Below are 14,229 nucleotides of genomic sequence, written 5' to 3' on the forward strand. Positions count from 1 at the left end.
CAGATCGCAGACGGACCCCGGCCTGGCCGGGGTTCGTCGTTCAGGGGGGCCGCCCTGTCGTAGCATGGAGCCGTCGACCGCCGCCGCTGGGGCGCGGGATCGCATTGGAAGCACGCAATGGAAGCACTGATAGCCCTGGTCGTACTGGTTCTTCTGGCCATCCCGCTGCTGCTGGTGGTGGCACTGGTGATGATTGCCGGCCTGCGCCGCCGCGTTGCCGCCCTGGAAGGCGCGCTGGCCGCGGGGCCTGCCACCGCCACGCCCGCCGCCGCGCCTGAACGGCCTGTGGCCACGCCCACCGCCAGTGCCGACCCCCCGTTCCTGCGGCCGGTCGCCGCTGCGGCGTCGCAACTCCCTCGGCCCCCGGTGCGCGAAGCAGCACCCGCCGACGCACCTGCACCACGCCCGGCTGCACCACCGCCGGTGCCGCCGGTGCCGGTGCAGCCGCCATTGCCTTCCGAACCGGCCCTGCCCAACGTCATCGAGCGCGGCATCGGTGCGGTCAAGCGCTGGTTCACCGAAGGCAACGTGCCGGTCAAGATCGGCATGCTGGTGCTGCTGGCCGGTGTCGCGGCGCTGCTGAAGTACGTCAGCGACCAGGGCTGGCTGGTGCTGCCGATCGAACTGCGCCTGGCCGGCATCACCGTGGCTGCGCTGGGCCTGCTGGCATTCGGCTGGCACCAGCGCGAACGCCGGCGCCTGTTTGCGCTGGCGCTGCAGGGCGGTGCCATCGGCGTGCTGCTGCTGACCATCTTTGCGGCCTTCAAGCGCTTCGACCTGATTCCGCCGGCCTTTGCCTTTGCCAGTTCGATCGCACTGGTAGCCGGGCTGTGCGTGCTGGCGGTGGTGCAGAACTCGCGCACGCTGGCCGTACTGGGCATCCTGGCCGGCTTCATGGCACCGCTGTGGCTGTCCACCGGCAGTGGCAACCACGTGGGGCTGTTCAGCTACTACGCCGTGCTCAACGCGGGCATCTTCGCCATTGCGTGGTTCCGCCCATGGCGCGCACTGAACCTGCTGGGCTTCGCCTTCACCTTCGGCATCGGCACCTTCTGGGGCGTGCTGCAGTACGTACCGGACAAGTTCAGCAGCACTGAGCCGTTCCTGCTGTTGTTCTTCGTGTTCTACCTGCTGATTCCGCTGCTGTACGCCCGCCGCCAGCCAGCCGGCCGGCGTGACCTGGTCGATGGCAGCCTGGTGTTCGGCACGCCGCTGGTCGCGTTCTCGCTGCAGGCGGGCATGCTGCACGCGCAACCGATGACGCTGGCACTGTGCGCGCTGGGCCTGGCCGCGATCTACGCGGTATTGGCCCGGGCGCTGATCGCACGCGCCTCCTATACCGTGCTGGCGCAGTCGCATGCCGTGCTTGCGGTGGGTTTCGCCACGCTGGCGGTACCGCTGGCATTGTCGGCGCGCGCCACCGGCGCGGTGTTCGCGTTGGAAGGTGCCGGGTTGGCGTGGCTGGGCCTGCGCCAGAAGCGCTGGCTGCCGCAGGTGTCCGGCGCCCTGTTGCAGATCGGCGCCGCGTTCGCTTTCGTTGCCGGCGGCGACCATTGGCATGAGGACCTGCGCTTCCTGATCAATCCGACCGCCATCGGCGCGCTGTTGCTGGCCCTGGCCGGTTTTGCGTCGGCGTGGAGCTACCAGCGCCGGCCGCGTCATGAGGTCGCACTGGTGTACTACCTGTGGGGCCTGCTGTGGTGGCTGGGCGGCCTGGCCCATGAGATCACTCGCTTCTTCCCGTACCGCACTGAAGTGGACGCGTTGCTGGTGCTGGCCGCGGTCACTGCCTGGCTGGCGGCCGAAGTGCAGCGTCGACAACCGGCGCGTGCGCTGGGCGTGACGGCGCTGGCCATGCTCGCGCTGGGCTTCCCGCTGGCCCTGATGCAGAGCGATGCACACCACCAGCCGTTCGCCGGCTATGGCGCGCTGGCCTGGGCGGCGTTCGCGGTGCTGGGCGTGCGCACCCTGCTGTGCCTGCGCCAGGGCGGCGATACCGTGGCCCGCATCGCGCAGTTCCTGTGGTGGCTGCTGTGGCCGTCGCTGCTTTCGCTGCTGGCCCTCTGGGGCGGCGGCGAAGCCGATCTGGCACAGGGCTGGACGACCCTGCTGGTGACCGTGCCGTGGCTGCTGATGGCGGCGCTGTCGCTGTGGCGCTGGAACGCACTGCGCTGGCCGCTGGGCGAGGCATTCGACCGCGTGCGTGTGCCCCTGCAATGCGTGCTGTTCGGCCTGCTGTCGGTCGGTTGGTTGTTCGGCCAGCTGCTGCCGGGCGACGCCGCACCGCTGCTGTGGCTGCCGGTGCTGAATCCGGCCGAGATCGGCCAGTGGCTGAGCCTGTTGCTGCTGGCGCGCTGGCTGTACGGCGACCAGGCACCGCAGGGGCTGCTGAAGATGCGCCTGCCGCTGCTGGCACTGGCGGCCTTCGTCGCGCTGACCAGCCTGGTGCTGCACGGCGTGCACCAGTGGGGTGGCCTGGCGTGGAGCGCGTCGATGATGCGCTTCAGCCTGGCCCAGACCAGCCTGACCGTGCTGTGGAGCGTGCTCGGCGTGATCGCGTGGGTGTGGGGCTCGCGGCGTGGCCAGCGCGTGTTGTGGATGGTCGGTGCGGTGCTGATGGGCGTGGTACTGGCCAAGCTGGTCCTTGTCGATCGCCAGCACCTGGGCAACCTGCTGGGTATTGCATCGTTCATTGCCTACGGCCTGCTGTGCACGGTCGTGGGTTATCTGGCACCGGCGCCGCCCAGTGCCGCGCCGTCCGTGGAGGAAAAACAATGAGGAAGTGGAGCAGGGCGCTGCTGCCGGCGATGTTCGGCATGCTGGCCGCCGTCGTGGTGCAGGCGGCTGATTACCGCACGCAGTATGCCGAGCAATGGCCGCTCACATTGTCCAGCGCGCAGTCCGGTGCTTACCGCATCGTGCTGGAGCCGGCGATCTACCGCCGCGCCGTGAGCGCCGACCTCAGCGACCTGCAGGTGTTCAACGCGGCCAGCCAGTTGCTGCCGTCGGCACTGCTGGCGCCGGACCAGCCGCTGGCGCAGCCGCCGGTGCAGCGCGAGCTGCCGTGGTTCGCGTTGCCGCCGCTGGCCGATGCCCAGCGCAATGACCTGCAGCTGCTGACCGAACGCGATACCGATGGCCGCGTGCGCCGGGTCGAAGCGCGGGTGGGGGGCGCGGGGGCAGCGAAGGGGCAGGGCGGCTGGCTGATTGACGCCAGCATGCTCGACCAGCAGCCGCTGGCGGCGCTGGTGCTGGACTGGGCCGACAGCGGCCAGCCGTTGCAGGCACAGGTGCAGGTGGATGCCAGCGACGATCTGCAGCACTGGCGCCCGATCGGCCGCGACGTGCCGCTGGTGGACCTGCAGCGCGCCGGCAAGCGCCTGCTGCAGCGCCGCCTGCAGGTGGATGGGGCCGCGCGCTACCTGCGTGTTCTGGCGCAGGGTGATTCGCAGCTGCCGACCCTGCGCGGCGTGCTGGCGGAGCTGCCGCCAGCGCCGGCGACGCTGCCGTGGGAATGGCTGTCGCTGGAGCCGACCACGAACGGCAAGGGCGAGTACACCTTCGAGATGGATGGCCGGTTCCCGGTGGCACGTGCCGATGTGGCCAGCACCGATAACAGCCTGGTGCAGTGGACGCTGTTCAGTCGCGATGACGAGGGTGCCGAGTGGCAGCGCCGCAGCGCGCCGTGGATCGCCTACCAGGTGCAGCAGGGCACGCAGGGCCAGCGCCAGCAGTCGGCGGCACAGCCGCTGGGCGGGGTGCACCGCGACCGCTACTGGAAGCTCGTGGCGAATCCGGCGGAAACCGCCACCGCCCCGACACTGCGGCTGGGCTACCAGCCGGAAGTGCTGGTGTTCCTGAGCCAGGGCGCGGCGCCTTACGCGCTGGCGGTGGGCAGCGCGACGGCGCGCCGCACCGACGCACCGATCGGCGTGCTGATCGAGGAACTGCGGCAGCGCAACGATCCATCGTGGCAGCCGACCCTGGCGCGACTGGAAGGCAGTCCGGAGCCGCTGGCGGGTGATGCGGCGCTGAAGCCGCAACGCGACTGGAAGTCGTGGTTGCTGTGGGCGTTGCTGGGCCTGGGCGTGCTGGTGGTGGGTGGCCTGGCGCTCAGCTTGCTTCGGCAGAAGCCGACGCCTTCGGCGTAGGTTGCGGCGAACGGCGGAGCCCCTCGTGGGTGGGGGGCGTGTAAAGCAACAGCCGCGCTTGGCCGGGCGGGGTGGGTTTACGGCGTCCCCTGCCAGCCCACACCACCCCGGCCATCCAAAGCAACACGAAGCGCCAGCGCTTTTGCTGTCGCTGTCGCTCTGCGCTTCTGCGTGCCGCAGGCATCGGCCCTGCCACCACCCGCAGCCGATACAATGCCCGTCTGCCGTACTCCGGCATCCCGTCCCCGAGCCAAAGAGTTGCCCATGTCCATCGTCCGCATGACCGACCTCGACCTCTCCGGCAAGCGCGTGCTGATCCGCCAGGATCTGAACGTGCCGATCGAGAATGGCCGCATCACCTCCGAACAGCGCATCACCGCTTCGCTGCCGACGCTCAAGCGCGCGCTGGAGCAGGGCGCGGCGGTGATGGTCACCTCGCACCTGGGGCGCCCGAAGGAAGGCGTGTGGAGCGAGGCCGACTCGCTGGCGCCGGTCGCGCAGCGGCTGTCCGCGCTGCTTGGCCGGGAGGTTCCGCTGGTGCGTGACTGGGTCGACGGTGTCGACGTGCAGCCGGGCCAGCTGGTGCTGCTGGAAAACTGCCGCATGAACGTCGGCGAGGGCAAGGACGATGAAGCCCTTTCGAAGAAGTATGCCGCCCTGTGCGATGTGTTCGTGATGGATGCCTTCGGCACCGCGCACCGCGCGCAGGCGTCCACCCACGGTGTCATCCGCTTCGCCCCGGTCGCTGCCGGCGGCCCGCTGCTGATGGCCGAGCTGGACGCGCTGGCGCAGGCGCTGGACGCACCGGCCAAGCCGCTGCTGGCCATCGTCGCCGGCAGCAAGGTCAGCACCAAGCTGGAGCTGCTGGCCAACCTGGTCGGCAAGGTCGACCAGCTGATCGTCGGTGGTGGCATTGCCAACACCTTCATTGCTGCGGCGGGCTACAACGTCGGCAAGTCGCTGTACGAGCCGGACCTGCTGGACACCGCGAAGAAGATCGTGGCCGACGCCAAGGCGCGTGGCGCCGACATCCCGCTGCCGGTCGACGTGGTCACCGCCAAGCAGTTCATGCCGGATGCCGTTGCCGAAGTGAAGGCGGTCGACGCCGTCGCCGAAGACGACCTGATCCTCGACATCGGCCCGCAGACTGCCGCGCAGTACGCGCAGCTGATCGACAAGGCCGGCACCGTGGTCTGGAACGGTCCGGTCGGTGTGTTCGAATTCGACGCCTTCAGCAAGGGCACCGAAGCGCTGGCCCGCGCCATCGCCGGCTCGAAGGCGTTCTCGATCGCTGGCGGCGGCGACACCCTGGCCGCAGTCGACAAGTTCGATATCGCCGGGCAGGTCAGCTACATCTCCACCGGCGGTGGCGCATTCCTGGAATTCCTGGAAGGCAAGACCCTGCCGGCGGTCGCCGCCCTCGACGCGCGCGGCGCATGAGTGCCGACCGCAACAGGGATGTGCTGTTCTTCGACCTCGACGGCACGCTGATCGATTCGCAGGTCGGCATCACCGCCTGCATCGCCTATGCGCTGCAGAAGATGGACCATCCGGTGCCGCCGCAGGAAACCCTGCTGGGCTGGATCGGTCCGTCGCTGCGCACCACCTTCACGCCGCTGTTCATCGAACCGGCGCGGGTGGAACAGGCGGTGGGCTACTACCGCGAGCGGTTCGACGTCGAAGGCTGGCGCGAACACACGGTGTACCCGCAGGTGGAAGACACGCTGCGCACGCTGCATGGCCGTGGCCACCGCCTGGCGGTGGTCACCGCCAAGAACGAGCCGCATGCGCGTCGCATCCTTGAGCACCTGCCGTTTGGCGGGCTGTTCGAGGAGATCATCGGTTCGACCCTGGATGGCTCGCGCAGCCACAAGCCGGAGCTGGTCGGGGAAGCTCTGCGCCGGCTGCAGGTGCAGCCCGCACAGTGCTGGATGATCGGCGACCGCCGCATGGACATCGAAGGCGCGCGTCACCACGGCCTGCGCAGCGTGGGTGTGCTGTGGGGCTTTGGCGGTGAGGCGGAACTCACTGCGGCCGGCGCTGGCCAGCTGGCACGCGAACCGGCGCAGCTGGAAACGCTGCTGGCCTAGCTTCCTGTAGCGCGGAGCCGATGCCCGGCTGGTCCGGCGCATGCCCGGCCGGGCATGGGCTCGGCGCTGCAGAACGCCCTGCGCCACCGTATGTCCGCATGATGTCCGTTCGATGACCCGCGGAGTCAGGCGGCACAAGGCTGTAACCGTATACATGCGGCGTGAAGGATGTGCTAATTTCCGTTCTTTAACGGGAGAGGCCCATCCACCATGTTCGAGCGTCAGCGTCGCACCAAGATCCTTGCCACCCTCGGTCCGGCCACTGACCCGCCGGGCGTGCTGGAGGATCTGTTCCGCGCCGGCGTCAACGTGGTGCGCCTCAATTTCAGCCATGGCGATCCGTCCGGCCAGGCCAAGCGCGCCGCCGAAGTGCGCGCCGCGTCGGCCCGGGTGGGCGTGGAAGTGGGCATCCTGGCCGACCTGCCGGGCCCGAAGATCCGCATCGAGCGCTTCGCCGAAGGCAAGGTGCAGCTGAAGGCGGGTGACCGCTTCGACCTGATCGCCAGCGAAAACGCCGGGCCCGGCAATGCCAGCCAGGTGGGCGTCAGCTACCTCGGCCTGCCGCAGGACGTGGGCCCGGGTGACGTCCTGCTGCTCGACGACGGCCTGATGCAGCTGCAGGTGGTGGAAGTGCAGGGCGACCGCATCGTCAACACCGTGCTCAACGACGGCGTGCTGTCCGACCGCAAGGGACTGAACAAGCAGGGCGGCGGCCTTTCGCTGGGTGCGCTGACCGAGCGTGACAAGGAACTGATCGGCATCGTCGCCAAGATCGGCGTCGACTTCATCGCCGTGTCGTTCTGCCGCAACGCACAGGACATGAACGACGCACGCGACATCGCGCGCTCGCACGGCTGTGACGCGGCGCTGGTGTCGAAGATCGAGCGCACCGAGGCGATCGAGAACCTGGAAGAAATCGTCGAGGCCAGCGATGTGGTGATGGTCGCCCGTGGCGACCTCGGTGTGGAAATCGGCGATGCCGAGCTGCCGGGCCTGCAGAAGAAGATCATCAAGGCCTCGCTGGCGCAGAACAAGGTGGTGATCACCGCCACGCAGATGCTGCAGTCGATGGTGGAAAGCCCGATCCCGACCCGCGCCGAAGTGCTGGACGTGGCCAACTCGGTCATCGACGGTACCGACGCGGTGATGCTGTCGGCCGAAACCGCCGCGGGTGCCTATCCGGTGAAGGCCGTGGAAGCGATGGCGCGCATCTGCCTGGGGGCCGAGCGCCAGTTCCAGACCGAGACCGACTTCAATGCCTCGCCGCGCAACCTGGAACGTGCCGACCAGGCCATCGCCATGGCCACCATGTTCCTGTCGCAGCACGTGGGCGTGCGCGCGATCGTGGCGATGACCGAATCCGGCGGCACCGCGCGTTACCTGTCGCGTTTCCGCGCCAAGGCACCGGTGTTCGCGGTGACCCGCCACGATGGTGCGCGTCGCCAGATGGCGCTGATGCGCGATGTGTTCCCGATCAACTTCGACAGCCGCGGCCTGACCCCGCGCGAAGCGGCGCGCGGCAGCATCCGCCTGCTGGTCGAATCGGAACTGCTGCAGGCCGGTGACCGCGTCGTGTTCACCAGCGGCGAGCACATGGAAACCCACGGTGCCACCAATACCCTGCGCCTGCTGGAAGTGGGCGAGGACGGCCGCGCCATCGGCCTGGGCGACCTGTAAGCCCTGACGGTCGGGTCGGCGCTGCCGATCCGGGGTCAGAGCCTCCTGCGGGGATCCGACCCCGTACTGGCCAGGGGTCAGATCCCCGAAGGGGCTCTGACCCCATGCCGCAGGACATCCATTGTCCTGCGTAGACGTGGAAGCGTTTCCATCCTGTCCTCCATGGCGAGGCAACGGGCAGCAGGGCTATACTTACGTTTTTCCCGCACCCGCCACAGGAAATACATGAGCATCGAACAGCTGGCTGAAACCGCCCAGGCCATGGTCGCCCCGGGCAAGGGCATCATCGCGATCGACGAATCCACCGCTACCATCGCCAAGCGTTTCGCCGGCGTCGGTATCGAGAACACCGAGGAGAACCGTCGCGCCTACCGCGAGCTGCTGCTGACCACGCCGAAGCTCAACGAGCACATTTCCGGCGCCATCCTGTACGACGAAACCATCCGCCAGTCGACCAAGGACGGCGTGCCGTTCGCCAAGTACATGGCCGACCACGGCATGATTCCGGGCATCAAGGTGGACAAGGGTGCGCACCCGCTGGCCGGCTGCCCGGGCGAGCTGGTGACCGAAGGCCTGGACGGCCTGCGCGAGCGCCTGCAGGAGTACTACAAGCTGGGCGCGCGCTTTGCCAAGTGGCGTGCGGTGATCAACATCGGCGAGAGCATCCCGTCGGGTACCTGCATCGAGTCCAATGCCCATGCGCTGGCCCGTTATGCGGCCCTGTGCCAGGAATGCGGCCTGGTGCCGATGGTCGAGCCGGAAGTGATCATGGATGGCGACCATGACATCGAAACCTGCTACGAAGTGACCGAAGCCACCCTGCGTTCGCTGTTCGACGCCCTGTACCAGCAGAACGTGCTGCTGGAAGGCACCATCCTGAAGGCATCGATGGTCATCTCGGGCAAGGACTGCGAAGAGCAGGCCGATGTCGAGGAAGTGGCCGAGTCGACCGTGATGTGCCTGAAGAGCACCGTGCCGGCGATCCTGCCGGGCGTGGTGTTCCTGTCCGGCGGCCAGACCGACGAGCAGTCCACCGAACACCTGAACGCGATGAACCAGCTGGGCAACCTGCCGTGGCCGCTGAGCTTCTCCTACGGCCGCGCCATGCAGCAGGCCGCGCTGAAGCTGTGGGCCAAGGACATGAAGGGCAACTACGCCGCCGCCCAGAAGACCGTGTACGAGCGCGCCAAGGACAATGGCCTGGCCGCGCTGGGCAAGTGGAACGGTTGATCCGCCCGATCGCTGGATGAACAGGGCAACGCCGGCATCGCGCCGGCGTTTGCTTTTGCGGGTATCTTTTCCGCCCCCGTGTGCCCGGCCGGTACGCGGGAACCACATGGAAGGCCAAGGAGAAACAACATGCGTCTGGCAGCAATGACTCTGGCCGTTGCCACGGCCCTCGTCGCCGGCGGTTGCAACCGCATCGGCGGCGGCGCGGATGCGGGCAAGGCCGCGTCCCTCGATTTCGACAAACCAGTGTCCGGCGAGATCACCTCGCGCAGCGGCATCAACTACAACGATGGCAGCCACCACCAGCTTTACCAGATCAAGCTGGAAGACCGGCAGCTGGTTGGACTGAAGCTGACCGGTTCGCTGAGTGGCTCGATCGCGGTATTCAGCAACGGCAGCCTGGTGGCCAGCAGTGCCACCGGTTACGAGCGCGCGGACGACGTCTCGCTGGCGTTCCGTGCCAACGGTGCCGGCACCTACCAGGTGGCGGTCAACGCCAACGGCTCGACCGATTACGGTCCGTACCGTCTGCGTGCCGAGAAGCTGGTGCCGTACGACGGCAAGCCGATCGCCGGCGCTGGCGAAATCGTCGACATGCTGGCCGGCGAAGCCCAGGAATACACCCTGCAGGTGGACAAGGCCGGCCTGTACGACATCCGCTTGGAGTCGGATGCGTTCGATCCGGTGCTGAAGCTGGAAGGGCCGGACGTGGATGCCGAGAACGATGATGGTGACGGCATCAACTCGCGCCTGAGCCTGTCGTTGAAGCCGGGCAAGTACACCCTGACGGCACGTGGCCTTGGCAGCGGCGTCAGCGGCATGTTCAAGCTGTCTGCCAAGCGCATCGAGCTGCCGGGCAACCTGGTTGAACGTGATGGCACGGCGCTGCCGAAGTCGGGCAGCGTGTACACGATGCTCGACAACGATGGCCGCCGCCGCTTCCTGCTGTCCCTGGACCGCCCGGCCGATGTCCGCCTGGATGCGATCTCCAGCCAGGTCGATACCGTGCTGCGCGTCGTTGGCGGCGGCGTCGAGCTGACCGACGATGACGGCGGCAACGATACCAATGCGCGGCTGGAAGAAACCCTGCCGGCCGGTCACTACACCGTGGATGTGTCCAGCCTGAGCAATGGCGCGGGCCTGGTGGAAGTGCGCGTGCAGGTGGAGGGTGCCAGCGCGGATGGAGCTGCGGCTTCGGCGGCGCGTGCAGCGGCCGATGCTGCGGCCAGCGCCGATGATGCTGCAGCCGTGGAAGCCGCCAGTCGTTGACGGTGATCCGCGCTCCGCGTGGATCAGCGCAACGCTGCCAAGGAAAAGGCCGGGCATTGCCCGGCCTTTTCTTCATGCGTTGCGTACCGGCGGTCAGTGCGCGGCGGCAAAGCCCGCATCGCCCAAGGGCGGCAGCATCGACCCGCGCGGTTCGCTGTCCGCGCCTTGCCCGGCGGCGTTCAGCGCCTGCTGGTAGGCCTTGGCGGTGGCGGTGTTGAACGCCACCAGCACGATCCGCATCGGTTGCGCGTGGCTGCGCTGCCAGGCCAGTGTTTCGGTCACTGCGATCTGCGCCGCCTGGTACAGCGGATAGCCATAGACACCGCAGCTGATCGCCGGGAACGCGATCGACTGCACGCCCAGCGACTCGGCCAGCTGCAGCGACTTCCAGTAGCAGTTCGCAAGCAACGCCGGTTCGTCGCGCTGGCCGTCATGCCAGACCGGGCCGACCGTGTGCAGTACATGGCGCGCCGGCAGCGCATGGGCGCTGGTGGCGCGCACTTCGCCCGTCGGGCAACGCACGCCCGGGCGCAACTCCGGCAACTGCGCGCACTCGGCCAGCAAGGCCGGGCCGGCCGCGCGATGGATCGCGCCGTCGACACCGCCGCCACCGAGCAGTGTTTCGTTGGCCGCGTTGACGATCGCATCCACCGCCAGGGTCGTGATGTCACCCTGCCAAACCTCGATCTTCATGCGTCCGTCTCCTGCCTGTGAGGTGATCCGCGCAGCAGCTGCGCCGGCTGTTCCCACGGTAGGGGACAGGGCATCGATGCTGCGTCATGACCGTCTCACGCGCTGCGATCCGACGGCCTTCACGCACGATGGCGGGCGACGCCTTCACGCAGGCTGAAGCAGAACGGGGTCGGAGCCCTTTCCCTTCGGAAAAGGGATCCGACCCCGGGCCCGTAACAGGATGGGGTCAGATCCTTTTCCGGATGGAAAAGGCTCTGACCCGGATGTCACGGCAGGCCGGCCAGCCAGTCGTCGTCGGAGCCTTCGTTGACATCGGCGAACAGCGGCGTGGAGAAGTAGCGTTCACCGGTATCCGGCAGCATCGCCAGGATCACCGCGCCCGGTTCTGCGCGGGCCGCCACGTCCAGCGCGCTGGCCACAGTGGCACCGGCAGAGATGCCGACGAAGATGCCTTCCTCGGCAGCCAGGCGGCGCGCGGTGGCGATCGCGCGGTCATCTTCGACCGACAGCAGTTCATCCACCACATCGCGATTGAGCACGTCCGGCACGAAGTCCGGGGTCCAGCCCTGGATCTTGTGCGGTTTCCAGTCATCGCCCTTGAGCAGGGCAGCGCCGGCCGGCTCGGTGGCGATGATGCGGGTCTGCGGGCGCGCCACCTTCAGGACCTCGCCTACGCCGGTGAGCGTACCGCCGGTGCCCCAGCCGCTGACGAAGTAGTCCAGCCGCTTGCCGGCGAAGTCGCGCAGGATTTCCGCAGCGGTGGTGTTGCGGTGATAGGCCGGGTTGGCCGGGTTGGCGAACTGGCTGGCCAGGAACCAGCCGTGCTGCTCGGCAAGCTCGCGCGCCTTGCGCACCATGCCGCTGCCGCGTTCGGCGGCCGGGGTCAGGATGACCTTGGCACCGTACGCGCGCATCAGCTTGCGGCGCTCCACCGAGAACGTCTCGACCATGGTGGCCACGAACTTATAGCCGCGCGCGGCGGCGACCATCGCCAGCGCCACGCCGGTGTTGCCCGAGGTGGCCTCCACGATCGTGTCGCCCGGCTTGAGCAGGCCACGTGCTTCGGCATCGAGGATGATCGCCAGCGCCAGGCGGTCCTTGACCGAGCCGCCCGGATTGAACGATTCAACCTTGACGTAGACGCTGACCTGCGGCGGCGCCAGGCGCTGCAGCTTGACGATGGGGGTGTTGCCGACGGTATCGAGGATGGAGTCGTACAGGGCCATGGAAGCGCTCCGGAAACGGGGGCCACGCCGGGCTTCGGCGGGCGAAGGGGGAGGGCTGGCTGTTCAGGCCAGCGGCTGCCGGCTGACCGTAGCGCCGGCATATGACGCCCGGAAATGACCAGATACCTTTCTTAAACAACCTTTGGTTATAAGCTGGTGACGGCAATTGACCATAGAGTGGACCTCCGCCCCACGCCGCCTGCCTCCCATGACGCTGACCCAGCTGCGCTACCTGGTTGCCATCGCCGACGCCGAGCTGAACATCACGCTGGCCGCTTCGCGCGTGCACGCCACCCAGCCCGGCCTGTCCAAGCAGCTCAAGCAGCTGGAGGATGAGCTCGGGTTCCTGTTGTTCGTGCGCAAGGGCCGCAGCCTGGAGTCGGTCACCCCGGCCGGCACCGAGGTGATCGCCCGTGCCCGCGCGGTGCTGGCCGAGGCCAACAACATCCGCACCTACGCCGCCAACCAGCGCCGCGAGAGCCAGGGCCAGCTGATCCTGACCACCACCCACACCCAGGCGCGCTTCGTGCTGCCACCGGCGGTGGCGGCGATCAAGCAGGCCTACCCGCAGGTCAGCGTGCACCTGCAGCAGGCCGGTGAAGCCGACGCGCTGGACCGCTTGAACCAGGGGGATGCCGATATCGCGATCATCAGCACCGCTGGCGGCGAACCGACCGATGGCATCGCGGTTCCCTTGTTCCGCTGGCGGCGGCTGGTGGTGGTGCCCAAGGGCCACCCGCTGGACCGCGCCGGTCGCGCACCGGACCTGGCCGCGCTGGCGCGGCAGCCGTTGATCAGCTACGAATCCTCGACCCGCCCGAATTCGTCGCTGCAACGCGCCTTCGCCGCCCATGGGCTGGTGCCCGACCTGGCACTGACCGCGCTCGATGCCGACCTGATCAAGACCTACGTGCGTACGGGCCTGGGCGTGGGCCTGCTGGCCGAGATGGCGGTCAGTTCCAACGATGAAGACCTGAAGGCCTGGCCGGCGCCGGCGCCGATTGCCGAGTGCATCGCCTGGGCAGTGCTGCCACGCGACCGCGTGCTGCGTGATTACGCGTTGGAGCTGGTGCACGTGCTGGCCCCGCAGATCGATCCGCGCGACCTGCGCAGGGTGCTGGACGGCAACCAGGCGGCCGCGTGGCCGCTGCCACCGACCTGGGAGTCGCTGACCCAGACCATCACGGTGTGAGGTGGGTCGAGCAGGGCTTGCAGCCCTGCACCCGCGGTAGTGCCGGCCGCTGGCCGGCAACAGCAACAGCAGAAGCGTGTATTCCGTGGGATGGCGGGGCGGTGTGGGCAGGCAGGACACGCCGTAAACCCCGCTCCGCGGTCCGGCCCAGCCGCCGGCGGCTGCGCGTTCGGGCGCTTGCGAAGCAGTGCTTCGCAAGCAAAGCGCCCTCACCCATGGGGGCTCGATGGCGCCATCCATGGCGCCAACGGTCCTGCCTGCCCACACCGCCCCACCTCTGACAGGTTCCGGTGGCTGTTGGTAGGTGTTGACCTTGGTCGGCACGGTAGATCCACGCCATGCGTGGACGCATTTCGATTCCAATTCGAAATATTCGATTCCGATGGAGACTCATCCACGCATGGCGTGGATCTTATCTCTTGCCGATCTGGCACCTTGGGTGCCGAGAGCCCGGCGTGGGCGACCGTGTGGATCCAGGTCTTGCGACCGAGAAGTAGCTTGGGTCCCCACGCCGGATTCTCCCTGAACCGCCCGAACAGTTGGTTGAGTTGGCGCTCGAACTGATAAGACTGGGCAAGCGGGGAGAGCTCTCGACCCTGTCAGCCTAGCGGAGTTCTGCCATGTTTGGGATCGGGATTGATGTGAGCAAAGCCACGCTGGATGTGGCCGTCCATGGAGAGCAGTTTCGCCAATTCAGCAAC

Annotated in this window: 10 protein-coding genes; 8 read left to right on the forward strand and 2 right to left on the reverse strand. The window is 68.0% G+C overall.

Annotation, left to right across the window (positions count from 1 at the left end):
* Positions 1-117: 117 nt before the first annotated feature.
* The 7 genes from BLS66_RS18155 to BLS66_RS18185 all read left to right on the forward strand — a co-directional run bounded on the left by BLS66_RS18155 (position 118) and on the right by BLS66_RS18185 (position 10,417).
* Positions 118-2,778 (forward strand): DUF2339 domain-containing protein, encoded by a 2,661-nt coding sequence (locus BLS66_RS18155; RefSeq protein ID WP_074726480.1) that lies wholly within the window; start codon positions 118-120, stop codon positions 2,776-2,778.
* Entirely contained in the window at positions 2,775-4,151 is a 1,377-nt protein-coding gene (locus BLS66_RS18160; RefSeq protein ID WP_074726481.1) for a DUF3999 domain-containing protein, read from the forward strand. The genes BLS66_RS18155 and BLS66_RS18160 overlap by 4 nt, the downstream gene beginning before the upstream one ends.
* A gap of 264 nt (positions 4,152-4,415) precedes the next feature.
* Positions 4,416-5,591 (forward strand): phosphoglycerate kinase, encoded by a 1,176-nt coding sequence (locus BLS66_RS18165; RefSeq protein ID WP_049465599.1) that lies wholly within the window; start codon positions 4,416-4,418, stop codon positions 5,589-5,591.
* Entirely contained in the window at positions 5,588-6,241 is a 654-nt protein-coding gene (locus BLS66_RS18170; protein ID WP_049465596.1) for an HAD-IA family hydrolase, read from the forward strand. The genes BLS66_RS18165 and BLS66_RS18170 overlap by 4 nt, the downstream gene beginning before the upstream one ends.
* A gap of 210 nt (positions 6,242-6,451) precedes the next feature.
* Positions 6,452-7,918, forward strand: coding sequence for a pyruvate kinase (gene pyk, locus BLS66_RS18175; protein ID WP_049465592.1), 1,467 nt, complete (start codon positions 6,452-6,454; stop codon positions 7,916-7,918).
* Positions 7,919-8,143: 225 nt separating this feature from the next.
* Positions 8,144-9,148 carry a class I fructose-bisphosphate aldolase gene (locus BLS66_RS18180; RefSeq protein ID WP_049465590.1) on the forward strand — a complete coding sequence of 335 codons (1,005 nt, stop codon included), beginning with the start codon at positions 8,144-8,146 and terminating at the stop codon, positions 9,146-9,148.
* Between the two features lie 129 nt (positions 9,149-9,277).
* Positions 9,278-10,417, forward strand: coding sequence for an ABC transporter substrate-binding protein (locus BLS66_RS18185; RefSeq protein ID WP_074726482.1), 1,140 nt, complete (start codon positions 9,278-9,280; stop codon positions 10,415-10,417).
* A 93-nt stretch (positions 10,418-10,510) separates the two neighbouring features.
* On the opposite strand, the gene BLS66_RS18190 is transcribed toward BLS66_RS18185, so the two are convergent.
* Together BLS66_RS18190 and cysK are read right to left on the reverse strand one after the other, a co-directional pair.
* The gene (locus tag BLS66_RS18190) at positions 10,511-11,110 is read right to left on the reverse strand and encodes an O-acetyl-ADP-ribose deacetylase (protein ID WP_049465584.1); all 600 of its coding nucleotides are present in this window, start codon (positions 11,108-11,110) and stop codon (positions 10,511-10,513) included.
* A gap of 266 nt (positions 11,111-11,376) precedes the next feature.
* Positions 11,377-12,336 (reverse strand): cysteine synthase A, encoded by a 960-nt coding sequence (cysK, locus tag BLS66_RS18195; RefSeq protein WP_049465581.1) that lies wholly within the window; start codon positions 12,334-12,336, stop codon positions 11,377-11,379.
* 208 nt (positions 12,337-12,544) lie between these two features.
* Here cysK and BLS66_RS18200 point away from each other — a divergent pair, with 208 nt between their 5' ends.
* Positions 12,545-13,528, forward strand: coding sequence for a LysR family transcriptional regulator (locus BLS66_RS18200; RefSeq protein WP_049465578.1), 984 nt, complete (start codon positions 12,545-12,547; stop codon positions 13,526-13,528).
* Positions 13,529-14,229 lie beyond the last annotated feature (701 nt).

Origin of the sequence: Stenotrophomonas pavanii, assembly GCF_900101175.1 — a bacterium.
Lineage (GTDB): Bacteria > Pseudomonadota > Gammaproteobacteria > Xanthomonadales > Xanthomonadaceae > Stenotrophomonas > Stenotrophomonas pavanii.